General features: G+C 31.9%; 23 protein-coding genes. 13 read left to right on the top strand and 10 right to left on the bottom strand.

Features of this window, described 5'->3' with window-relative positions; genetic code table 11:
• Nucleotides 1–7 precede the first annotated feature (7 nt).
• Together B2G86_RS10655 and B2G86_RS10660 are read right to left on the bottom strand one after the other, a co-directional pair.
• Entirely contained in the window at nt 8–832 is an 825-nt protein-coding gene (locus B2G86_RS10655; RefSeq protein WP_088369007.1) for a metal ABC transporter permease, read from the bottom strand.
• Entirely contained in the window at nt 829–1,542 is a 714-nt protein-coding gene (locus tag B2G86_RS10660) for a metal ABC transporter ATP-binding protein (protein ID WP_078358089.1), read from the bottom strand. Before B2G86_RS10660 ends, B2G86_RS10655 begins: the two co-directional genes overlap by 4 nt.
• 145 nt (nt 1,543–1,687) lie before the next feature.
• On the opposite strand from B2G86_RS10660, the gene B2G86_RS10665 reads away from it, so the two are divergent.
• Entirely contained in the window at nt 1,688–2,335 is a 648-nt protein-coding gene (locus B2G86_RS10665; protein ID WP_078358090.1) for a metal-dependent transcriptional regulator, read from the top strand.
• 41 nt (nt 2,336–2,376) lie between these two features.
• On the opposite strand, the gene B2G86_RS10670 is transcribed toward B2G86_RS10665, so the two are convergent.
• Both B2G86_RS10670 and pbp4 read right to left on the bottom strand, forming a co-directional pair.
• Entirely contained in the window at nt 2,377–3,126 is a 750-nt protein-coding gene (locus B2G86_RS10670) for a M50 family metallopeptidase (RefSeq protein ID WP_078358091.1), read from the bottom strand.
• Nucleotides 3,127–3,207: 81 nt separating this feature from the next.
• Nucleotides 3,208–4,581, bottom strand: a complete 1,374-nt coding sequence (pbp4, locus tag B2G86_RS10675; RefSeq protein ID WP_078358092.1) for a penicillin-binding protein PBP4 — start codon at nt 4,579–4,581, stop codon at nt 3,208–3,210.
• Between the two features lie 190 nt (nt 4,582–4,771).
• On the opposite strand from pbp4, the gene B2G86_RS10680 reads away from it, so the two are divergent.
• The 10 genes from B2G86_RS10680 to B2G86_RS10725 all read left to right on the top strand — a co-directional run bounded on the left by B2G86_RS10680 (nt 4,772) and on the right by B2G86_RS10725 (nt 15,547).
• Complete coding sequence (locus B2G86_RS10680) at nt 4,772–6,493, top strand: ABC transporter ATP-binding protein (RefSeq protein ID WP_078358093.1); 1,722 nt, start codon at nt 4,772–4,774, stop codon at nt 6,491–6,493.
• A gap of 867 nt (nt 6,494–7,360) precedes the next feature.
• Nucleotides 7,361–8,959 carry an L-lactate permease gene (locus B2G86_RS10685; protein WP_078358094.1) on the top strand — a complete coding sequence of 533 codons (1,599 nt, stop codon included), beginning with the start codon at nt 7,361–7,363 and terminating at the stop codon, nt 8,957–8,959.
• A 22-nt stretch (nt 8,960–8,981) separates the two neighbouring features.
• Nucleotides 8,982–9,935: an L-lactate dehydrogenase gene (locus B2G86_RS10690; protein WP_078358095.1), complete on the top strand. Its 954-nt coding sequence runs from the start codon at nt 8,982–8,984 to the stop codon at nt 9,933–9,935.
• Between the two features lie 160 nt (nt 9,936–10,095).
• Entirely contained in the window at nt 10,096–10,932 is an 837-nt protein-coding gene (locus B2G86_RS10695) for a YitT family protein (protein WP_078358096.1), read from the top strand.
• Nucleotides 10,933–11,144: 212 nt separating this feature from the next.
• Nucleotides 11,145–11,948, top strand: coding sequence for an ABC transporter ATP-binding protein (locus B2G86_RS10700; protein ID WP_078358097.1), 804 nt, complete (start codon nt 11,145–11,147; stop codon nt 11,946–11,948).
• Between the two features lie 15 nt (nt 11,949–11,963).
• Nucleotides 11,964–12,968 (top strand): FecCD family ABC transporter permease, encoded by a 1,005-nt coding sequence (locus tag B2G86_RS10705; RefSeq protein WP_078358098.1) that lies wholly within the window; start codon nt 11,964–11,966, stop codon nt 12,966–12,968.
• Nucleotides 12,965–13,981: a FecCD family ABC transporter permease gene (locus B2G86_RS10710; RefSeq protein WP_078358099.1), complete on the top strand. Its 1,017-nt coding sequence runs from the start codon at nt 12,965–12,967 to the stop codon at nt 13,979–13,981. The genes B2G86_RS10705 and B2G86_RS10710 overlap by 4 nt, the downstream gene beginning before the upstream one ends.
• A 201-nt stretch (nt 13,982–14,182) precedes the next feature.
• A complete protein-coding gene (gene amaP, locus B2G86_RS10715; protein ID WP_239700419.1) occupies nt 14,183–14,722 on the top strand; it encodes an alkaline shock response membrane anchor protein AmaP in 540 nt (179 codons plus the stop codon).
• Nucleotides 14,723–14,745: 23 nt separating this feature from the next.
• Entirely contained in the window at nt 14,746–14,970 is a 225-nt protein-coding gene (locus B2G86_RS10720) for a DUF2273 domain-containing protein (RefSeq protein ID WP_025906323.1), read from the top strand.
• 61 nt (nt 14,971–15,031) lie between these two features.
• The gene (locus B2G86_RS10725; protein ID WP_078358101.1) at nt 15,032–15,547 is read left to right on the top strand and encodes an Asp23/Gls24 family envelope stress response protein; all 516 of its coding nucleotides are present in this window, start codon (nt 15,032–15,034) and stop codon (nt 15,545–15,547) included.
• A 43-nt stretch (nt 15,548–15,590) separates the two neighbouring features.
• Here the strand turns inward: B2G86_RS10725 and B2G86_RS10730 are convergent, their stop codons facing one another.
• On the bottom strand, nt 15,591–16,748 hold the full coding sequence (locus B2G86_RS10730; protein WP_078358102.1) for an MFS transporter: 1,158 nt from the start codon (nt 16,746–16,748) through the stop codon (nt 15,591–15,593).
• Nucleotides 16,749–17,108: 360 nt separating this feature from the next.
• Between B2G86_RS10730 and B2G86_RS10735 the strand changes: the two genes are divergently transcribed.
• Nucleotides 17,109–18,467 carry a YjiH family protein gene (locus tag B2G86_RS10735; RefSeq protein WP_078358103.1) on the top strand — a complete coding sequence of 453 codons (1,359 nt, stop codon included), beginning with the start codon at nt 17,109–17,111 and terminating at the stop codon, nt 18,465–18,467.
• Nucleotides 18,468–18,527: 60 nt separating this feature from the next.
• Here the strand turns inward: B2G86_RS10735 and B2G86_RS10740 are convergent, their stop codons facing one another.
• From B2G86_RS10740 to B2G86_RS10750, 3 genes are all read right to left on the bottom strand, one after another.
• Nucleotides 18,528–18,854 (bottom strand): heme oxygenase, encoded by a 327-nt coding sequence (locus B2G86_RS10740; RefSeq protein WP_078358104.1) that lies wholly within the window; start codon nt 18,852–18,854, stop codon nt 18,528–18,530.
• Nucleotides 18,855–18,865: 11 nt separating this feature from the next.
• Nucleotides 18,866–19,588, bottom strand: coding sequence for an SDR family NAD(P)-dependent oxidoreductase (locus tag B2G86_RS10745; RefSeq protein ID WP_078358105.1), 723 nt, complete (start codon nt 19,586–19,588; stop codon nt 18,866–18,868).
• A 142-nt stretch (nt 19,589–19,730) separates the two neighbouring features.
• Nucleotides 19,731–19,994: a SunI/YnzG family protein gene (locus tag B2G86_RS10750; RefSeq protein WP_078358106.1), complete on the bottom strand. Its 264-nt coding sequence runs from the start codon at nt 19,992–19,994 to the stop codon at nt 19,731–19,733.
• 225 nt (nt 19,995–20,219) lie between these two features.
• Between B2G86_RS10750 and argF the strand changes: the two genes are divergently transcribed.
• Complete coding sequence (argF, locus tag B2G86_RS10755) at nt 20,220–21,221, top strand: ornithine carbamoyltransferase (protein WP_078358107.1); 1,002 nt, start codon at nt 20,220–20,222, stop codon at nt 21,219–21,221.
• Between the two features lie 63 nt (nt 21,222–21,284).
• On the opposite strand, the gene rarD is transcribed toward argF, so the two are convergent.
• Both rarD and hutG read right to left on the bottom strand, forming a co-directional pair.
• The gene (gene rarD / locus B2G86_RS10760; protein ID WP_078358108.1) at nt 21,285–22,193 is read right to left on the bottom strand and encodes an EamA family transporter RarD; all 909 of its coding nucleotides are present in this window, start codon (nt 22,191–22,193) and stop codon (nt 21,285–21,287) included.
• Between the two features lie 3 nt (nt 22,194–22,196).
• Nucleotides 22,197–23,186, bottom strand: coding sequence for a formimidoylglutamase (gene hutG / locus B2G86_RS10765; protein ID WP_078358109.1), 990 nt, complete (start codon nt 23,184–23,186; stop codon nt 22,197–22,199).
• Nucleotides 23,187–23,199: the final 13 nt, after the last annotated feature.

Genomic DNA, 23,199 nt, shown 5'->3' on the forward strand with positions numbered 1-23,199 from the left:
GTACTCCTTATATAAATTTTAATTTAAGTTTATGTATGGCGAACGTAATAATATAAACTAAACAACATACTAATACGATACAAGCGCCACTAGGTAAGTTGTATAGGTAACTAATATACATGCCACAGGCTGCACATATTGCACTAATTGTACTTGCAACAATCATCATTGCTTTTAATGATTTAGTAATTAAAAATGCAGTAGAGCTAGGTGTGATTAGCAATGCAACAACTAAAATAATTCCTACCGTTTGTAAGCTCGCTACAGTAACAAGTGCTAACAACATCATGACAAAGTAATGAATTAATTTAATATTCAATCCACTCATTTTCGCCGCTATTGGATCAAAAGTTGATAAGTGGAGTGGTTTATAAAATATAATGACACAAGCAATCACGATAATACTTACAATGCTCGTTGTATAAAAAGCATTTGAAGTTACTGCTAAAATGTTTCCGAATAGTATATGGTACAAATCTGTAGAGGAATTGATTTGGCTAATGATTATAATACCTAGGGAAAAGAAAGCAGTGAAAATAATACCTATTGCAGCATCATTTTTTGTCTTCGAATGTTGTGAAATATATCCTATTAGTAAACTCGTTAACATACCTGATACTAAGGCACCTATAAACATTGGAATATTAAATACATAGCTGAGTGCGACACCAGGTAGAACAGCATGGCTCATGGCATCACCCATTAGAGATAAACCTCTTAATATAATAAGGCTTCCTACAACCCCGCAAACAATCCCAACTATGATGGCAGTGATTAGAGCTCTACTTAAAAAGTTATATTGAAAGAGTGATGAGATAAATTCGTTAATCATAATGTTACGCCTTCCTTTAAAAATACTTCTTTAATGTTTTCATCAGATAAAGCTTCTGTAGCAGAACCAAAGAATTTTACCGATCGATTGAGGAGGAGGATTCTATCGAAATACGCTTTGGCTTTATGGATATCATGATGAACAATTAAAATCAGTTTACCTTCTGATCTTAGTCTTCGTAATATTTGAATCATGATTTCTTCACTTTTAAAGTCGATTCCAACGAAAGGCTCATCTAGACACAATAAATCACTATCTTTCATTAAAGCTTTTGCTAAGAGAACACGTTGTAATTGTCCACCACTTAATTGATTTAATGTTTTATCTTTTAAATCAGTTAGCTGCAAGTCAGATAATAATTGGTCTCTTTTTATATAAGCTTCATTTGCCATCGGTCTAAACCATCCAGAAGTTTGGTAATAGCCAGTTATTAAGCTGTCTTTAACTGTAATAGGAAAATCTAAATCTAGTTGATTTCTTTGGGGAATGTAAGTTAATTGAGTGAGTTGTTGCTTAATAGGTTTATCATTCCAAAAAGCAAAGCCAGTTGCTTTGAATTCGCCTAAAATTGATTTGATAAACGATGATTTCCCAGCACCATTTGGCCCCATAATGCCTATTAGCTCTCCTGATGATTGAATTGTTAAGTTAATATCATGCAATATGTGCTGTTGACCTATAAATAAATTCATATTCTTAACCTGTAACATGTTATCACCTTTTTCTAAAAATAAGTTTAGGCTAACCTAAACTATAGTTAGATTATATTATAAAATTAGGTGAAGTCAAGAGATAGCTTGTAAAAATAAATCATGGTACAATAAAAATATGATAATAAAAGCGAGGTCAGAGCAGATGTTGACTGAAGAACAAGAAGATTATTTAAAAGCAATTTTTGGATTAAATGGAACGACAGATTATGTATCAAATAAAAACTTAGCTCAAGATTTAGGTATTAAACCGTCATCAGTAAGTGAAATGATGCTGCGCTTAAAAAAAGACGATTATGTAGATATCCGTCCATATAAAGGTGTGAAATTAACACAAAAAGGATTAGACCATACTGCGAATATCATTAAAAGGCATAGACTAATTGAAAGATTTTTAATAGAAGAGTTAGAGTATTCGTGGGATGAAGTACATGAAGAGGCTGAAATTTTAGAGCATCGAGTATCTGATCGTTTCATAGAAAAGATAGATAAGTTGATGGGGTATCCTAAGACGTGTCCACATGGTGGAATAATTCCAAGAGAGAATCAAATTGAAGAATTATATAATACTTCTTTGAATGAATTTGAAGTAGGTGACGATGTTATCATTAAACGTGTAATGGACTATGTGAATTTATTAGATTATTTAAGTAATCAAGACTTGAATATAGGTAATGTCGTTACAATAAGTAATAAAGATAGCTTAAATCAAATTATAGAACTAAAGTTAAATAATAAAACGATTATGATTAGCGAAACAAATGCATCATATTTGTTTGGAATAAAAAAATAACCAATAAAAAATCGAAAAACTCGATTCTTTATTGGCTTTTTTTATGACCATAAAATATTAAAAGTATACATAACTGCATATACGTTTATTGCAATCCAAATAACACTAAAGACAATAGTAGGGATTTTAGTTAGTTGCCTTAATTGGCTGCCATCCCATTCTTGGCTTGATCGTGTGAAAGTTAATAAGAATATCGTGATGCTTGATTGAGCAACTTCGCCTAGCAATGTACCTAAGCCCAAGTGATATATATAAGTGGTGATTTGGCCAAAGTCATGTATATTTGGTGCTGATATGACTTCGTATAATGCAGCAGCTATGACAACTAGTATGATAGTTGGTATAAACTTTTTAGATGTAAGCATAACATAGTATAAAAACATTAAAAGAAGGATAATTAAGAATATTGGTCCAAACGTATGATGTTTAAGCCAAACACCTAAAATAAGCATAATAGATGGCATAATATAACCGAACAATGTTGTTATAACTTGATTTAATCGCGATTTAGAACCCGTGATAGCATAACCTTGTCTACCTGTTTCTGTTCGTTCTTTTCTACGCCATACAACAACTAAATCTTTCGGTTTACCACCGGAAAGTTTATTTGCAATCACATGGCCCATTTCATGAATTAAAATAGGGAAATATCCTAAAATAATATCAATCAAACTTAATATAGGCTGTTGTCTTCTATGATGAACAAATACATATATTAGCGCGATGATCGTAATCGTAACTAATGATATATTGATTGGTTCTGATAAAAAATTCGGTAAAAAATGAATCAAAAATACGTCACCTCGAATAAAATAGTTTAATACTATTCTACACTAAAGTGACGTATTTGTTGTCGGGCTTAAGGCTTAATGTTATTTATTATTTTTCTTACGTTTTAATAACCAAGTTAATAATAACAATATTCCTAAAATAAGTAATATTGAAGCGGTCATGATGATAGGTCTATTATCTTCGCTTGTAACTTTTTCTTTTGTTTGATTAAATTTATGTTTGCTAGGTGACTCCACATTGACTGTTGGTGGACCATAGCTATCATTTAAGAAAGTACGTTTATAATCGATATGGGCTTTACCATCCTCAAGAACAACTTTATAATCTACACCTTTTTGCACAACGTCATAAAGATCTTCTGAAACATAATAAGTTTTACCGTTTATTTTTTGTTTGCCTTTAGATAATACTTTTTTCCATTCATATTCATTGAATGATTTTTCCATTAAGCTGTTACCCATCATATTACGTTCTTTTTCACCACCAACGCTATTATAGTCACCAGCACCAAGAATGATTTGATTGATTCTTAAACCATCTCTTTTAGTTGAAAGACTATGGTTATAGTCGGCTGTATCACTTGAGCCTGTTTTTAGACCGTCCGTGCCTTTTAATGACATATCCGCACCTTCAAGTGAGTGGTTATAAGTATAATAAGTAACGTTTTGAACAGTGGGTGCTACTAATTTTGTATATTCTAATATATCAGGATACTGCTTTACAAGATGTTGTGCTAGAATTGCGAAATCTCTAGATGTAGAATAATTATCTTCATCTGATTGGTAACGCTTAGCTTTATATTCTAATAACAAATTATTTGATGCGCCATTAGAATTGTAGAACTTTGTATGTTTCATGCCTATTTTTTTAGCAGTTTCATTCATGTAATCAACAAAGTCAGAGTCTAAATCTTTCTTTTGTTGTTTAGAAGCTGTATTTTTATTTGAGTCTTTATCTTTTTTATCTATCTTTTTTGCAGAAGCTAAATTTTCAGCTTTCATAGTCTCTCTACCTAAAATCATCGCGCCGGCATTTGAAGAGTTAGAAACTGTAATTTGCATTAACTCTGAAATAGTATATACATCACCTGGATATAATTTTGTATTACTTAGTTCAGGTAACGTTGATAAACGGTATTCTTCGTTTGTCATTTTAACTTTTGCATTTTTGTCTAATTTACCGCTGTTGATTGCTTTTTCAGTTAAGTATAATGTCATCAACTTAGACATACTAGCAGGATACCATTTAGCATCTATCTTATATTCATACATAATTTGACCAGTTTCAGAACTGTAATTAATTGCGCCTTCTGGTTCATATATTTCTCCAAGTGAATATCCATTTTCGTTTGCAACAGTTGTTGGAGACTTTGCGTTATCAGCAGCAGATGCATTTTGAGTTACTGGAATGCTCAATATTAGTAGTGCAAAAAATATTAATAGACTTTTTTTCATTAATAAGACCTCTTTATTTATTTTTAAAATTAACTATATCATTCTAACATAAATTAAATAACTTCCGTATAACAAGATAACAAATGAATATTAATTTTTTGTAAAATTAGTTTTCTATAATTAGTATGTATATACCATTTTGCTGTAAAATACAAATATAATCATTATATTTATTGAAGAGGTAGTTAAAATGAAAAATGAAAATCCGTTGATATATTTACTAAAAAAAGTAGATTGGCCTAAACAAATGGTATTTTGGGCAATGTTTCTATCTATACTAGGGAGTCTAAGTGGTTTACTTGTACCATTATTTACCGGGAAATTAGTGGATACATTTAATGCAGAAAATTTAGATTTACGTATGGTATGGCTATTTATTGGGATATTCTTAGCTAATGCTGTTTTAAGTGGTATAGGTACGTATTTATTAAGTAAAATTGGTGAGAAAACTATTTACTCTATTAGAGCAAAGCTTTGGCAACATCTCATCAACTTAAAAATGAGTTTTTTTGATAAGAATGAAAGTGGCCAATTAATGAGTCGTATTACTGATGATACGAATGTAATTAATTTATTTATTTCTGAAAAGGCGCCAAGCGTATTACCTTCTTTATTAACGCTGATTGGTTCTATTGTTATGTTGTTCATTCTCGATTGGCAAATGACACTCATTACTTTTATTATTTTACCGATTTTTATAGGCATTATGATTCCACTAGGAAAGAAAATGGGCAAAATTTCTAAAGAAACACAAACTGAAATTGCTAAATTTAGTGGATTGCTGGGTAGAGTATTAACTGAAATGAAGTTAGTGAAAGTAACAACTTCAGAAACAAACGAATTAGAAAAGACGAAAGTAACTTTATTAAGTATATATAATTTAGGTTTGAAAGAAGCTAAAATAAGAGCGATTATATCACCATTATCAGGAATTATAATGACGGTTACCGTCGCTATAATATTAGGATTTGGTGGAATAAGAGTATCAAGTGGCGCAATTACAGCAGGAACTTTAGTTGCGATGATTTTCTATGTTATACAATTATCAGCACCCATTTTAAGTTTCTCAATGTTCATTACGGACTATAAAAAAGCAGTTGGGGCAAGTGAAAGAATATATGAAATATATCAAGAAAAAGTCGAAAAAATTGGGATAGATTCAAATCGTCCAGTAGCCGACCATCAAGACATAACATTCAAAAATGTTTCATTTGGATATGAAGATAATCTCGTTATTAAAGATTTATCATTATCTATCCATTCTGGAGAAGTTACAGCATTTGTAGGACCATCAGGATCAGGGAAAAGTACATTGTTCAGTTTAATTGAAAGATTGTATCCACTAGAGCACGGGGAAATATTATATGGTAACGAGTCTATACAAGATATATCTTTGAAATATTGGAGACAGAAAATTGGATATGTCATGCAATCTAATGCAATGATGTCAGGTACGATAAGAGATAATCTTACATATGGAATTAATGAAGCGGTAAGTGATGAAACACTGATACATTATACAAAAATGGCACGTTGTTATGACTTTATAATGGAATTCCCACAAGGATTTGAAACAGAAATAGGAGAAAGAGGTACTAAATTATCAGGAGGACAGAGACAGCGAATAGATATAGCAAGAAGTTTCATTAAGAACCCTGATATTTTACTATTAGACGAAGCAACAGCTAATCTAGATAGTGAAAGTGAATATTATATTCAACAAGCATTGAATGAACTTATGAAAGATAGAACTACGATAGTAATAGCACATAGACTAGCAACAATAAAGAAAGCAAATCAAATAATTTTCTTAGATAAAGGAGAAATTACCGGTGCAGGTACACATAGTGAGTTAATAACAACACACGATAAGTATAGACATTTCGTAAATACGCAAAGCCTAACGGAATAAAAATATAAAATTAAGAATGTAATAGAACTTGGTAGATGAAAACAACTAAAAATCACAAAATAGAGCCTAGACAATTAATTGTCTAGGCTCTATTTTGCGTGTGGAGAAAGATGCGGTGTGGGAAAGAGATTGGTTGTGGAGTTTAGATTGGGCTAACTAGCAGAATTCTGAATAATGCTCCTTAGGTTGGGCTAACTAGCAGAATTCTGAATAATGCTCCTTAGACTGTTCTAACTGGCAAAATTCCGAATAATGCTCCTTAGAAAGCTCTAACTGGCAAAATTCCGAATAGTGCTCCTTAGAAAGCTCTAACTGGCAAAATTCCGAATAGTGCTCCTTAGAAAGTTCTAACTAGCAAAATTCTGAATAATGCTCCTTAGACACTAGTTCTTACGGACATTACTCGTAATTATGTCCCTAACACTACCTCTTACGGACATTACTCAGAATTATGTCTCTAACAGTACTTCTTACGGACATTTCTCAGAATTATGTCCCTAACAGTACTTCTTGCGGACATTTCTCAGAATTATGTCCCTAACAGTACTTCTTGCGGACATTACTCAGAATTATGTCCCTAACAGAACTTCTTACGGACAATACTCAGAATAATGTCCCTAACACAATATTAAGTAGAAAATTAATTTTCAACTCAGTGACAAAAATGTAAACGCAACCATTCAAGTAGATAAAGAGTTTGTAAAAAATCGTAAAAATCTATATAAAATTTATCGTGAATATTTTCACATAATATGCGCTGAAGCTATTGACCCAGGGTTTTGGAGGTGTTATATTTACATTGTGAAAAACATCACAAATATAAAAGATGCGCATCTTAAAAAATAAAAAAGAAAGAAGTTGTTCGTTGTGTTATTAAATAATATTAATCCATTAGATAATGTAACTTTATCAGCACTTGTCGCTAGTATACCGATTATATTATTTTTATTATGTTTAACAGTTTTTAAAATGAAAGGTATATATGCATCAATTACAACACTTGTCGTAACTTTATTAATTGCATTTTTTATATTTGATTTACCAAAAACTGTAGCTGTTGGTGCTGTAACTGAAGGGTTTTTCCAAGGTATTCTTCCTATTGGTTATATTGTTGTAATGGCGGTATGGCTATATAAAGTTTCTATTGGTACAGGTCAATTCAGCATTATTCAAGATAGTATTTCTGGGATATCTCAAGATCAGCGTATACAATTACTATTAATTGGATTTAGTTTTAATGCATTTTTAGAAGGTGCTGCTGGTTTTGGTGTTCCGATTGCAATTTGTAGTGTGCTATTAATTCAAATTGGATTTAGACCGTTACAAGCTGCAATGTTATGTTTAATTGCAAATGGTGCTGCTGGTGCTTTTGGTGCAATTGGTATACCAGTTGGAATAGTGGATAGTTTAGGTTTACATGGTAATATTACGGCATTAGAAGTTTCTCAAATATCAACGCTTACATTGCCAATTATGAATTTCTTTATTCCTTTCTTGTTAATTATGATTTTAGATGGATTAAAAGGTGTTAAAGAAATTTTACCGATGATATTAGTTGTAAGTTCAACTTATACAGTTTTACAAGTACTCATTACTTATTTCCAAGGTCCAGAACTTGCTGATATTATTCCACCATTATTATCAATGGTTGCATTAGCAATATTCTCAAAATTTTATCAACCTAAAAATATTTATAGAGTTACTGATCAAAAAGTTATGCAACCGAAAAAGCATTCTGTTAAAACGATTTTATATGCATGGAGCCCATTCTATATATTAACTATTTTTGTCATGATATGGAGTGCGCCATTCTTCAAAGGATTGTTTGCAGAAGATGGTTTATTATCATCATTAGTATGGAACATTAGTATTCCTGGAACATTAAATGAAATTACAAATAAATTAATTACATTAAAAATAGACATATTTAGTGCAACAGGTACTGCGATTTTAATATCTATCATCATTACAATTCTAATATCTAAACATTTTAAATTTAGTGAAGCGTTTAAATTATTAGGCTTAACAATTAAAGAATTATGGCTACCAATTTTGACGATATGTTTCATTTTAGCGATTGCTAAAATTACTACTTACGGTGGTTTAACAGGTGCTATGGGACAAGGTATTGCGAAAGCTGGTAGTGTATTCCCATTACTTTCTCCTGTATTAGGTTGGATTGGCGTATTTATGACAGGATCTGTTGTTAATAACAATACGTTGTTTGCGCCAATTCAGGCAACTGTAGCAAGTCAAATTGGCACAAGTGGCCCATTACTAGTTGCAGCAAATACTGCTGGTGGTGTAGCAGCTAAACTTATTTCACCACAGTCAATAGCTATTGCAACAGCAGCAGTAGGTGAAGTTGGTAAAGAGTCAGAATTACTCAAAATGACTTTGAAATATAGTATAGGATTTTTAATATTCATATGTGTGTGGACATTCATATTAGCGATGATTTTATAATAATAAACAGGGAGCGGTTATAATGAAACAATTTAAAGGAAACAAAGTTGTATTAGTAGGAAATGGTGCAGTAGGTTCTAGTTATGCATTCTCAATGATCAATCAAGGTATTTGTGATGAATTTGTCATCATAGATTTAGATAAGAAGAAAGTAAATGGAGATGTTATGGATTTAAACCATGGAACAATTTATGGTCCTTCTCCAGTCAAAGTAAAAGCAGGCGAATATAAGGATTGTAATGATGCTGATTTAGTCGTGATTTGTGCGGGTGCGGCTCAAAAACCTGGTGAAACAAGATTGGATTTAGTAGCAAAAAATATGAAAATCTTTAAAGCTATAGTCGATGAAGTTATGAGTTCTGGATTTGATGGAATCTTCTTAATTGCTACAAATCCAGTAGACATCTTAACTTATGCAACAATGAAATTCTCTGGTTTGCCAAAAGAACGCGTTATCGGTTCAGGTACAATTCTTGATACAGCAAGATTCAGATATTTATTAAGCGAAGAATTTGATGTAGCACCACAAAGCGTACATGCAAATATTATTGGAGAACACGGAGATTCTGAGCTACCTGTATGGTCACACGCAAATATTGCAGGTAAGCCATTAAGATCTATAATAGAAAAAGATGAAACACGTAAACATAGAATAGAAGAAATTTTTGTTCAAACTAGAGATGCAGCTTATGAAATTATTGAAGCAAAAGGTGCAACATACTATGGAGTTGCAATGGGGCTTATGCGTATTACTAAAGCAATTTTAAACAATCAAGATGTAGTGTTAACTGTTTCTGGATATCTAGAAGGTGAATATGGACATGAAGGTGTTTATATCGGTGTACCAGCTTTAATTAATAGATCTGGTATTAAAGAAATAATCGAAATGCCTTTAAATGAAGAGGAAAAAGCATTATTTGATAACTCTGTTAAAGTACTAAAAGATATACAAGCACCATTCGAAGAACAATTTTAATATAAAAATTTATCCTTGCAGGAGTGGGACGACGAAATCTTTTTATAAAACTAGATTTCTATCCCACTCCCTTTTTGTATTTGAAATAGGCATGTTGAGGGGATTTGCTGATTATGGTAGTATCTATATGTCTGCTGAAAAATAAAAAGGAGGTAAGGTCATGAAAAATAGATTATTACGAGATATGATATTAATACTAGTAGGATCATTCATATTTGCTACTGGGGTAAATGCCTTTATTATATCAGCTAATTTAGGTGAAGGTGGCGTAACCGGGGTTTCTTTGATTCTACTTTATGCTTATGATATTTCACCAGCGTGGTCAACGTTTATACTAAACGCTATTTTAATCGCGTTAGGGTATAAATTTTTAAGTAAGAGAAGTACAATTTATACAATAATAGCGGTTATTGCAATATCGGTATTTTTAGGTCTGACAGGTTCATGGGTTGTTGAGACACACGAAATATTAATTAACACAATCTTTGGCGGATTTATGGTCGGTCTAGGTATTGGTTTAATAGTGTTATCTGGCGGAACAACTGCTGGAACAACAATCCTAGCAAGAATAGCTCATAAATATTTAGATGTTAATACATCATATGCTCTTCTATTCTTTGACCTTATCGTAGTCATGTTCTCACTAACTGTAATGCCGTTAGAAAAAGCATTACTAACAGTGATATCTTTATACGTTGGTACTAAAGTTATGGACTTTGTTATTGAAGGTTTAAACCCTAAAAAAGCCGTAACCATTATATCTCAAAATCCTGATCAAATTGCTAAAATGATAGATGAGCAAATTGGAAGAGGATGTACGATTTTAAATGGTAGAGGATATTATTCGAAAAAAGATACGGATGTTTTGTATGTAGTAATTGCTAAAACGCAACTTTCTAGAACTAAACGTATGATCAAGAAATTCGACGAAAATGCATTTGTAGTTGTCCATGATGTGAGGGACGTACTCGGAAATGGTTTCCTTGTGGATGAATAATTTAAAAAACAAGCTAAGAAAAAGGGGATTCTTAGCTTGTTTTTATTTGTCTCAAAAGTGAATATAACGTGAAAATATTCATTAAATGATAGAAAAAGACCCCATTAAATGTTATAATACATAGATATGAATGATGATAATGATTATCATTTACAAAAAATACAAATAAGCATAATAAATAGAGTCTATTTTTAATAGAAAGAGGGTTCTTTATGAATCGTTTAACGGGAGAAGCCATTTCAATAGGTTATGGTGAAAAATTAATAGTTAATGATTTAAACTTAGAAATACCTGATGGTAAAGTAACTTCTATAATCGGTCCAAATGGCTGTGGTAAATCAACTTTACTTAAAGCATTAAGCCGTATTTTAAATGTACAAACTGGAGAAGTTTTACTTGATGGAAAGAACTTACATTCAACTTCTACAAAAGAAATTGCTAAAAAAATTGCGATATTACCTCAGTCTCCTGATGTTGCAGATGGATTAACAGTTGGTGAACTGGTTTCTTATGGACGATTTCCTCATCAAAAAGGTTTTGGTAGATTATCTAAACAAGATAAAGAGGAAATAGAGTGGGCTTTAAACGTTACCGGAACTCATGATTTTAAATATAGAGCAATAAATGATTTAAGTGGTGGTCAAAGACAAAGAGTATGGATTGCTATGGCGCTAGCTCAAAAAACAGATATCATTTTCTTAGATGAGCCAACAACATATTTAGATATTTCACATCAACTTGAAATTCTAGAACTTGTTCAAGAATTAAATAGAGAACAAGGTTGTACGATTATCATGGTTTTACATGATATCAACCAAGCAATACGTTTTTCTGACCATTTAATAGCTATGAAAGCTGGAGAAATAGTTGCTCAAGGTCAAACAGAAGAAGTGTTAACAAACGAGATTTTAGAAGAAGTGTTTAACATTGATGCTGAACTTTCAACAGATCCTAGAACTGGTAAGCCAATGCTAGTAACGTATAATTTACTATGTAAACATTACACAAAGTTATAAAAGGATGGCAGCCTGATGACTCAATCAAAAACAATTAAAGAAAATCGCTATCCTATTATTTTAACAGTTACAATTATTTTACTTGTAGCTGTTTTACTTCTGTCATTTTTATTCGGAGCAAAAACAACTTCGATTCAAATGGTTTATGATGCAATTTTCAACTATAATCCTCAAATAGAGGAACATAATATTTTAAGAGAAATACGAATTCCAAGAGAAATTGGAGCAGTTATTGTCGGAATGGCACTGGCAGTATCTGGAGCTGTAATGCAGGGTGTTACACGTAATGGCTTAGCTGATCCTGGATTATTAGGACTTAACGCTGGAGCAAGTATGATGCTTGCACTAACTTTAGCAGTAATACCAAGTGCAGGGTACTTTACACTTATGCTTGCAGGATTTGTTGGAGCTGGAATTGGTGGGGTACTTGTAATGAGTGTCGGTTCATCTAAACGTGGTGGATTTAGTCCAATGAGACTTGTACTTGCAGGTGCTGCAGTATCTGCGCTATTGACTGCTGCAAGTGAAGGAATCGCATTAATATTTAAATTAAATCAAACATTAACATTTTGGAGTGTTGGTGGCGTAAGTGGTACAACGTGGAAACAACTTATGATTTCAACGCCGATAGTTGTTGTTATTTTAATAGTGTTAATTATGATGAGTAGACAACTTACAATACTTAGTTTAGGTGATACACTTTCAAAAGGTTTGGGACAAAATAGTACTGTTGTTAGGTATACGAGTTTAATTGCTACAATATTATTAGCAGGTATAGCTGTATCTATTGTAGGTCAAATTGCTTTTGTAGGCTTAATGGTTCCTCATATTGTTAGATTTATGATAGGGACAGATTATAAACGCGTTATCCCTTTATCAGCAGTATTAGGTGGATTTATTCTTCTATTTGCAGATATGATTGCGAGAATGTTAGGAGAAGCACCAATTGGAGCAGTTATTTCAATTATTGGTGTACCGTTCTTCCTTTATCTTGTAAGAAGGGACGGTAAAATATTATGATACATCCTAAAATAATTCGAAAACAACGCATAACTTTTACCATTTTAGTAGTCGTACTCATCGCATCAATGGGATTTGCGATGACAACTGGCGAATTTAAGATGTCATTTGTCCAATTTTTCAAAACAATTTTAGGTCAAGGTAACGAACTAGATACTATGATTTTGTATGAATTTAGAATGCCAAGAATGCTTATTACAATCTTAGCAGGAGCTAGCTTAGCATTGAGTGGTGCAATACTTCAAAGTATTACAAAGAACCCACTAGCAGAGCCTGGTATCTTGGGTATTAACGCAGGAAGCGGCTTTATGATTACATTGTTTTTAGTAGTTGGTACTATCAAAGCAGGCGACTTTGTATATGTATTACCACTTGTAAGTATGCTAGGTGGTTTAGCTACAGCTATGGTAATATTCATCTTTAGTCATAAAAAAGGTGAAGGAATAAACCCAGTGAGAATGGTATTAATCGGTGTGGGTTTATCAACTGCATTAAGTGGGGCATCTATTACAATCATGTCTACTTTTGACCAAGATCAAATGGAATTTATAGCAAGATGGTTTGCAGGTAATATATGGGGAGACGAATGGCCATTCGTGTTTGCATTTGTACCATGGTTAGCAATCGTTATGCCATTCTTGTTTTATAAAGCGAATGTATTAAATGTCTTAAGCACAAACGAACAAGTTTCAGTTGCTTTCGGTATTAATAATAATAAAGAAAGAATCCTTCTCGTCTTCTTAGCTGTTGTGTTATCATCTGCAGCAGTTTCAGTAGCAGGAGGAATAGGCTTCGTAGGATTAATGGGGCCACATATTGCTAGAAGTATAGTAGGACCAAGACATCAACTATACCTACCAATAGCCGTGTTAAACGGTGCAATATTGTTAGTCGTAGCAGATACAATTGGTAAAATTGTATTAGAGCCTAATGGACTACCAGCAGGAATTATCGTTGCAATAGTTGGAGCACCATATTTCTTATATTTAATGCAAAAATCAACACATATATAAAATGCTTTCAATCTGAATTAATTCGGATTGAAAGCATTTTTTTATTTTTGAATATAGTATACTGTACAGACTTAAAAAATCCAGTTTCAAATAAAATTTTAACTAAAAATATAAATTAAATATAAAATATTGTTTCCGAAATCATTTTAGGGGTATAACTATGAGTAGTAATAGAACTTTACATAGGAGGTGCAGTTGCCAGTGAGAAGATTAAAGAATTTTTTCCTAGGCTTGTTCATAATAGTAGTTGTAGGCACGCTTCTTTTTATGTACTTGGATATTAGCCAAATTAAGAGCTATCAACAACAGTTATTAAAATATAATTGGTTTGAACCTACATTGATTGCTTGTGCTGGCGTATTAATATTCTTTGGTTTACTAATGTTCTTTGCGACATTTAAACCAACACATAAGAAACCAGGCTTACACCGTGACTACGAGGATGGTCACATATATATTACGAGAAATTCAGTTGAAAAATGTGTTTATCGTACAATTCAAAAATACGATCAAGTTCGTCAACCAAATGTTGTTGCTAAACTTTATAACAAGAAGAACAAATCTTATGCAACAGTTAAAGCTGATTTCTTTGTAGTTTCAGAGACAGGTGGTATTCAAACATTAACTGATCGTATCAAATCGGATATTAAAGAAAATGTTGAACATTTCTCTGAAATACCAGTGAAAAATATCGAGATTAATGTAAGAGATCAGAAAACGAGTGATACAAGAGTATTATAAGACAAGGATAGGAGGTTCCGGTTATGCCAAATGAAAATCAAGATCCGAATCAATTCATTAATTTTATTAAAGAATATAAATGGAGAATTATTGGTTTTATAGCGATGTTAATTTTAGCAGTTTTATTTTTAACTATTGGTTTTTGGAAAACAGTTTTAATTCTTGTCCTATGTTTAATAGGTGTGGGGCTAGGGTATATTAAAGACTGTACACAGCAGTTTTTAAATTTCCTTAACAGAATTAGTTAGACTGCTAAATATATAAATAAAAAAATTAAAACAAATTATAAACTAAGGGAGAGAATTTATTATGGCAAACGTAGACAACAACAAAGCAAAAAGCAGTTACAATGAACAAACTGGTGTAAACGAACAAGAACGTGAAGTTCAACAACAACAACAAGCTCAAGCTCAAGAACCACAATTTTCAAATACATTATCTTTCTCAGATGAAGTAGTAGAAAAAATTGCTGGAATTGCTGCAAGAGAAGTTAAAGGTATTTTAGATATGAAAGGCGGATTTGCATCTAGCTTTACTGACCGTTTTACTTCTGGAAATAACGTAACACAAGGTGTAACTGTTGAAGTAGGAGAAAAACAAGCAGCTGTAGACTTAAAAGTTATTTTAGAATATGGTGAATCAGCTCCTAGAATCTTCAAAAAAGTGTCAGACTTAGTTAAAGAACAAGTTAAACATATGACTGGCCTTGAAGTTGTTGAAGTTAACATGCATGTTGATGATGTAATGAGTAAAAAAGAATACGAACAAAAAAACGCATCTTCTAATGAAGAAAACCAATCACAAAATGGTAAAGAATTACAATAATAGATATAAAAAAAGCGACCGGAAATTTTCCGGTCGCTTTTTATTATACTTGTTGTGATTTAGGTTTCTTTTTAAGTGTTAAGCAAATTAAAAATGCGATAAAGCTTAATACAGCTGCTACATATAAGCTTGACACGACATTAAAGTAAGATACAAAAATGCCTCCTAATAATGAACCTGCCCCAATTCCTGCATTTAAACTAGACATGTTCCAACTCATAGCAGCACTAGTATCTCCTTCTATTTGAGAGATAATACCTATTTGAATTGGTGGATTCGATCCCCATTGAACGATATTCCATAAGAATACACCTACAAGAGTAATAATTAATATAGGTAAAAATGATTGGAAAATAAGCATTAATACTGTGTAAGTGCTTAATGAAATTAACAACCATTTCTTGCTTCCTAATGAGTCTGTAATATATCCTCCTAATGATGTTCCAAGAATTGCACCAAGTCCCGCAACGAGCAATACAATGGAAACAATATTTAAGTCATATCCATAAATTGATAATAATGGACTGATATATGTTACGACAACATAATTAGCTGCAAGTATTAAGAAAGTGATACTTAAATATTTAACAATTTCAAGTTTGTCAATAATCTTATAGCCTTGACTTTGTTGAGATGATTCAACTGTATCTATTTTATTACTTGCTACATTAAATGCGATTAATATAATAGCTGCAACCCCGACAAGTGATATAAATACAAATGACATTCTCCAACCTACTAGGTCACCAATTTTTGTACCTAGTGGAACACCTAATACATTGGCGGCACTGAAACCTGTATACACGAGTCCGATCATTTTGCCTCGTTCACTTGGGTTAGAATATACGACAGTTAATGATAAAATCTTAACAACTATAATAGCTGCAGCGGCAGAAGATAATATTCTACCTAAAACTAATATTGTAAAATTAGGTGAGAAAGCGATGATGCAGTTTCCTAATATGAAAATAGCCATGCTTACTAATAAGACGGTCTTTGGTGATATGTTCTTTGTGACTTTAACAAGTATTGGTCCACTTATCGCGAACGTTAATGCATAAACTGTTACGAGTTGGCCAACTATTGCTTCAGATACATTTAAATCTTTACTCATTAAAGTAAGAATCCCCGCAATCATCAATTCAACCATTCCTACGACAAATACGCTTAACATAAATGTGATTAATCGAGCTTTCGACATCATATAACTCCTTCTCTTTGACATATAATCATGATTATAACAGTGTGATTTGTAAAAATACAGATAAAATTTAATACCCGAACAATCGTAATGTCTGTACATATTTTATGTATAAAATTAATTGAAAAAGTGATAATCATCAATATATCATACGGATAATATTCAATTGATTGAATATTTAAAAATATTAAAGTTAAGATTTACAAAATTTTATTGCGTATTATTATCTCATTTCGCTTTTATTTTTCTAAAAATTAATGACAGCGCTTACATAAAAATATATAATAAAATTAGGGATGAATAGTATTGAATATTTATTAATTATTGTGTATAGTTAGTCTTGCGAAAAGGAGAGAAAGTATGAAACAATCGAGTGTTTTAGTGGGAAGGTTAAAATTTATAATATTATCATTATTAGGGATTTACCTCTTTTTAGTTCCAATAACAGTAACAGACGATAAAGGTAATCCAGAGACTAGTTTACCTGTTGCATTTTTAGCAAATACCGTTTTAGGTTGGATTGGGGATTATGCAGGATTAATTATTATGCTCTTAATATGTTTTTCTGCAGTGATGACATTAATTTATTCTACTGTATTTAGTAGTTCTACTAAGAGATCTATAACTAATGAGCTATTTAATGTGAATTGGATATGGGTTGTAATACGCATAATAGGTGCTATATTTGCCATTTGTATATATTTCGATTTTGGACCGGGCATTGTAGTGAACGAAAATACAGGTTTAATGGTTTATAATGATTTATTACCAACTTTACTAGCTGTATTTTTCTTTGCAGGTCTATTCCTTCCATTGTTGATGGACTTTGGTTTATTAGAATTTTTAGGACCAATGTTTGCACCTGTCATGAGACCAGTGTTTAAATTACCAGGAAGATCTACAGTTGATAACCTTGCATCTTTTATTGGCGATGGAACAGTTGGTGTTATGATTACAAGTCAGCAATACGAACAAGGGTTTTATACTAGAAGAGAAGCTACTGTAATAGCAACGACATTTTCAGTTGTGTCTATTACATTTGCGATTGTTATTGCTCAAACAATCGGTTTAATGGATTATTTCTTCCAGTTTTATTTATCAGTTATTATAGCTTGTATTGTTGCAGCATTTATAATGCCTAGAATTTGGCCGTTGAAGCAAATTCCTGATCAATATTCTGATGGAAGTACTGAACAATTAAACGAAAAAATACCTAAGACTCATAATCCTATTACATGGGGATTTGAACAAGCAACAGAAAAAGCAGTTAAATCACCAGGAGTAAAACAATTCTTTGTTAATGGTGTTAAGACAGTTTTAGATATGTGGTTAGCTGTACTGCCTGTTGTAATGACAATTGGTACTTTAGCAACAATTGTTGCAGAATATACACCAACATTCAGTATTCTTGGAGCACCGTTTGTTCCATTACTAGAATTAATGCAAATTCCATATGCTAAAGAAGCATCTGAAACATTATTAATCGGTTTTGCAGATATGTTCTTGCCATCACTACTCATTAGTGATGTACCAAGTGATATGACAAGATTTATTGTAGGTGCGTTAAGTATTTCTCAATTAATTTATTTATCTGAAGTAGGGGGCGTAATACTTGGTTCTAAAATACCAGTTAGCCTAGGGAAACTCTTTATGATTTATATTATACGTACAATAATTGCTCTTCCAATTATTGTTATACTAGCGCATATATTCTTTTAATAAAAATGTCGACAAAGTTTTAGACTTTGTCGACATTTTTTTATTCACATCAGTACTTTTTTATTTTGGTTCGATAGTTGTTTCTACTTTTGCAATAGCAATCTCTGACCCTAACATTGGTGATTCACCTTTGTCTTTATTAGAATCGCCATCACGATTATGTGCTTGTTTGAAAGCATCACTATTTTTCCAAACTTCAAAGTCTTCTAATTCTTCCCACCACATGTTTACGTGTAATTCGTCGTTCTCTTCTATATCTTGCATATTCCAAGTTTCTACTTTAATGAAACCTTTCATTTCTTGCAAAGCGCCACCTTTAGTAAACATTGGTGCTAATTTTTCTGCATAACCTTTTTTTATTTTAATTCTGTTTGTTACTACATACATATTAATCGCTCCTATTCCTTTGGTGTAGGGTTTGTTGCCCAAATTTGTGCTGTCTTCATAAATGTTCTTGGTTGTAATTTCAATTGTGCTATTACAACGTCTGCTACATCTTCAGGGTGTGTCATTGTATCTTCTTGTAATTGAGGTTCACCTATCAAATCAGTAAGAACGGCTGATGGTGTTAAATAAGACACGCGAATATTATGCTTTCTCATTTCTTGCATAATACCTTCAGTCATTCCAATTACAGCATACTTAGTAGCAGAGTAAACACTGCTTGTAGCATTTGCTTTTAATCCAGACATAGATGCAATGTTTATGACATCACCACTTTTTTGCTTAACTAAGTAAGGTAATGATTCTTGTAATACATAGTAAATTCCTTTAACATTCGTTTCAAATAATTGATCGAATTCTGATTCACTAACTTCTAAAAATGAATTAGTTTTCATTATACCTGCATTATTAATAACAATATCAATTGAACCGAGTGCATGATATGAGTCTTCGATAAAGCGTTGGACATCTTTATGATGTGCTATGTTTGTTTCTTTATAAAAAACTTTAACGTCATATTGTTTTAATTCATTGGCAGCTTCTTTTAAAGTTTCGACATTTCTACTCGCTATTGCTACATTGACACCTTCACGAGCTAAAGCTATAGCAATAGACTTACCTATACCTTTAGAACCGCCTGTAATAATGGCGTTTAGCCCATTTAATTCTCTTAACATAATTAACATCACTCCTCATCTATATGTTAGCACGCATTGAAAATGTATCATAATATTTAATATGAATATGACATAAATAACACCGCGAAGTCGATTAATAAGGACTTCGCGGTGTTTATTTTAAATGATAGAAGATTCAAACTTACGCTTTCGTTAGTTCGTTATATACCTTCTTATCAGCATGTGTATAAATAATGTATTCTTTTTCACTTGTTTCAATGATCACGCGATTTGTTTTACCAAAAGTTGAACCAATTCTTACGATATGATCCTGATTTTCATTAGACAAAGCGTGAATATCCTGATCTTCCTTAATGTCTTTAATTTCATTATTTGGAATTGTAATATCAGCGACTCTCCATTGAATATGAACTTGATTGTTGTCTTTAGATACTCTCATTGCCATAACTAACACATCCTTTTGTTTGATGACTACATCATAACGCATTATGTATCCGTTTTCAACAGATAATAAAGAAAATGTGTCATGTTTTTTATTTAATATGTCATACTAATTAAATTTAGTATTTTTATGCAATATATTGAATAACTATTTACAAAGAGGATTTTGTATTGTAATATTATCTTTATAAATAAATAAGGAGCTGGTTTCATTGGGACGAAGATATCTATGTTAAAGGAATTAAATAAGACGAGTTTTTTAAAAGAAGTTGATTTTTCTAAAGAAGAATTAGAAACACTTATTGATTTAGCTATAGAATTAAAATTCAAAGAAAAGCATCAGATCCCACACCGTTTTTTAAGCGGAAAACATATTGCTTTATTATTTGAGAAACAATCTACAAGAACACGTTCTGCTTTTACAGTAGCTGCTACTAAAATGGGGGCGAATATTTCTTATCTTGGTAAAGAAGATTTACAACTTGGTAAGAAAGAGTCTGTAGAAGATACGGCAATTGTATTAGGTTCAATGTTTGATGGCATTGCTTTTAGAGGTTATGAACAAAAAACTGTAGAAGACTTAGCAAAATATTCAAAAGTACCAGTTTGGAATGGATTGACGAATGAGTGGCATCCAACACAGATGTTAGCTGACTTTTTAACTATTAAAGAGCATTTTGGTACATATGAAGGAAAGACTTTGACTTTTATCGGGGATGGTCGTAATAATATTGCAAATTCATTGCTTGTAACAAGTGCGATACTTGGCGTAAATATCCATATAGTAGCGCCAAAAGAATTGCATCCTAATAAAGAAATTCAAGAGATGGCCAAATCACTTAGCGAAAAATCTCAAAGCGAAGTGTTAATCACGGATGATATTCAAGAAGGTATTTACGGAAGTGATGTCATATACACAGATGTATGGTGTTCAATGGGGGAAGAAGACAAACTTGAAGAACGCTTTGAATTATTAAAGGATTATCAAGTGAATCAGAACCTTATAAATTTAACAGGAAAAAATGATACTTTATTTTTACATTGCTTACCTGCCATTCATGATTTGAATACAGAAATGGGGGCACTCTGTTTCGAAAAATTTGGTGTAACGTGTATGGAAGTAACTGATGACGTATTCAGATCAGACTATTCTAAAGTATTTCAACAAGCAGAAAATAGAATGCATACAATAAAAGCATTATTAGCCACTACGTGTGGAGAAATATTTTAAAGTGAAAAAAGAGTGGAGAAGAAATCTTTTTATACAATTAGATTTCTCACCCACTCTTTTTATTTAAAAATCTTTTATTAATTTCTTTCGATTACGATTGATTTCAACATATTTAGTATAGCTATAAAGAATTATACCTGCCCAAATAAATATAAATGTAATTAACTGGTCAACATCAAATTGTTCACCAAGTAAGAAAATACCTATAAAGAACATAAGAGTAGGACCGATATATTGAATGAACCCAGTTAGTGAAAGTGGTATTCTTCTAGCTCCAGCACTAAATAGTATAAGTGGTATTGCAGTTATTGCGCCAGACAGTAATAACCAACCACTAGAATGATTCATTCCAAAAGTAATAGCATCATTTTGTGATAAGTAGAATATATAAATAAGTGCTGCTGGTAATGTGACAATACATTCTATTGTAATACTACTAAAAGCATCGATATCTACTACTTTCTTAATTAACCCGTACAATGCAAAGGAAGTTGCTAATAGTATCGATACGTACGGAAATTCACCGACTTGGAAAGTCATATAAATTACACCTATAAACGCTAGTGCAATTGCGATCCATTGTGCTTTTGAGAAACGTTCTCCTAAAAATATAAAAGCTAGGAATATACTCATTAAAGGATTTATGTAATAGCCTAAACTCGCTTGGAGCACATGATGGTTATTAACAGCCCAAATAAATGTACCCCAGTTAACTGTAATAATATAACCTGCAGCAATAATCGCTAATAACATTTTTTTTTGCTTAAATAATTTAATTGTTGCATTTTTGAACATTGATAGTTGTTTAGTAAATGTTAATAATAACAACATGAATACAGCGGACCATATTATGCGGTGAGCTAGTATTTCGAATGGACCGATTTCATTTACGAGGTTCCAGTATATTGGAAGAATACCCCAAATTATATATGCGAAAGTTGCATACATAATACCTTTTTTAAATTCTGACATTGTTTATGACTCCCATTGTGATTGAATAACTTCTGCTTGATCGTGATAAATGTTTGAAGCAATATTTGCAAGTAATCTCGAAGTTCGATTATCAATATCGAATCTTGGTGATAGTTCTGCAATACTAATGCTTGTACTTTTATTTGAATTTGTAACTAACTGTAAAATTGTTTGTACAATTTGAGGTTGTAATCCCATTATACAAGGTGCACTAACAGCAGGTGCATAACTAACATCGATTGAATCTGTACATAATGTTATGAGTATTTCGTCGTATTCTTCAATAAATGAATTAATAGAAGTAATTGTTTCGATAGATAAATGACTACGTAGTTCATCTTCACGTATATACTGTACGCCATATTCATCAGCTCTTTCGAACAATGCTTTTGTATTACCATTTTTTTGTATACCTAATACAAAATAACCGACTTGGTCATCTTGATCTAAAATTTGTTTAAACATTGTTCCAGAAGAAGGTTGTTCATCATAATCTCTCATATCAAAATGCGCATCTATATTGATGATGCCTATTTTTTTGTTTTTATTAGCTCTTCTCACGCCTAAATAATGTCCATATAAAACTTCATGACCGCCACCAACAATGACTGTGAAATGGTTATGTAATAGAATTTTAGAAATTTTATCTCCTAGTTCTTCTTGTGCATCTTCCATTTTAGTTTTGTTGCAAATGACATTACCATAGTCTGTTAAATGTAAATATTCATTATGAATTGGTAAGGGACTCAATGACTTTCTAAAATGTTTAGGACCATCAACAGCTCCTGTTCTGCCATTATTTCTAGAAACACCTTCATCACATTCAAAGCCTATAAGCGCCATGTTTACTTGGTGCTCAAATTCTTTCTTTGGTTGAATATCATCTTTGTCGAGATTAATCGAATTCACAATTTGATGAAATCTAAATGCAGAGCGTAAAGATAAGCTATCAGTTCTACCAGTCCATTCATCCTTTTTAACATCTTTATACATAACAAATACCTCC

This window comes from Mammaliicoccus fleurettii (assembly GCF_002018435.1).
Classification (GTDB): Bacteria; Bacillota; Bacilli; order Staphylococcales; family Staphylococcaceae; genus Mammaliicoccus; species Mammaliicoccus fleurettii.

Excerpts from the sequence above, each read along its gene's own strand:
- B2G86_RS10655 (WP_088369007.1), bottom strand. The coding sequence starts at position 832 with ATGATTAACGAATTTATCTCATCACTCTTTCAATATAACTTTTTAAGT.
- B2G86_RS10660 (WP_078358089.1), bottom strand. The coding sequence starts at position 1,542 with ATGTTACAGGTTAAGAATATGAATTTATTTATAGGTCAACAGCACATA.
- B2G86_RS10665 (WP_078358090.1), top strand. The coding sequence starts at position 1,688 with ATGTTGACTGAAGAACAAGAAGATTATTTAAAAGCAATTTTTGGATTA.
- pbp4 (WP_078358092.1), bottom strand. The coding sequence starts at position 4,581 with ATGAAAAAAAGTCTATTAATATTTTTTGCACTACTAATATTGAGCATT.
- B2G86_RS10680 (WP_078358093.1), top strand. The coding sequence starts at position 4,772 with ATGAAAAATGAAAATCCGTTGATATATTTACTAAAAAAAGTAGATTGG.
- B2G86_RS10690 (WP_078358095.1), top strand. The coding sequence starts at position 8,982 with ATGAAACAATTTAAAGGAAACAAAGTTGTATTAGTAGGAAATGGTGCA.
- B2G86_RS10695 (WP_078358096.1), top strand. The coding sequence starts at position 10,096 with ATGAAAAATAGATTATTACGAGATATGATATTAATACTAGTAGGATCA.
- B2G86_RS10700 (WP_078358097.1), top strand. The coding sequence starts at position 11,145 with ATGAATCGTTTAACGGGAGAAGCCATTTCAATAGGTTATGGTGAAAAA.
- B2G86_RS10705 (WP_078358098.1), top strand. The coding sequence starts at position 11,964 with ATGACTCAATCAAAAACAATTAAAGAAAATCGCTATCCTATTATTTTA.
- B2G86_RS10710 (WP_078358099.1), top strand. The coding sequence starts at position 12,965 with ATGATACATCCTAAAATAATTCGAAAACAACGCATAACTTTTACCATT.
- B2G86_RS10720 (WP_025906323.1), top strand. The coding sequence starts at position 14,746 with ATGCCAAATGAAAATCAAGATCCGAATCAATTCATTAATTTTATTAAA.
- B2G86_RS10725 (WP_078358101.1), top strand. The coding sequence starts at position 15,032 with ATGGCAAACGTAGACAACAACAAAGCAAAAAGCAGTTACAATGAACAA.
- B2G86_RS10730 (WP_078358102.1), bottom strand. The coding sequence starts at position 16,748 with ATGTCGAAAGCTCGATTAATCACATTTATGTTAAGCGTATTTGTCGTA.
- B2G86_RS10735 (WP_078358103.1), top strand. The coding sequence starts at position 17,109 with ATGAAACAATCGAGTGTTTTAGTGGGAAGGTTAAAATTTATAATATTA.
- B2G86_RS10740 (WP_078358104.1), bottom strand. The coding sequence starts at position 18,854 with ATGTATGTAGTAACAAACAGAATTAAAATAAAAAAAGGTTATGCAGAA.
- B2G86_RS10745 (WP_078358105.1), bottom strand. The coding sequence starts at position 19,588 with ATGTTAAGAGAATTAAATGGGCTAAACGCCATTATTACAGGCGGTTCT.
- B2G86_RS10750 (WP_078358106.1), bottom strand. The coding sequence starts at position 19,994 with ATGGCAATGAGAGTATCTAAAGACAACAATCAAGTTCATATTCAATGG.
- argF (WP_078358107.1), top strand. The coding sequence starts at position 20,220 with ATGTTAAAGGAATTAAATAAGACGAGTTTTTTAAAAGAAGTTGATTTT.
- rarD (WP_078358108.1), bottom strand. The coding sequence starts at position 22,193 with ATGTCAGAATTTAAAAAAGGTATTATGTATGCAACTTTCGCATATATA.
- hutG (WP_078358109.1), bottom strand. The coding sequence starts at position 23,186 with ATGTATAAAGATGTTAAAAAGGATGAATGGACTGGTAGAACTGATAGC.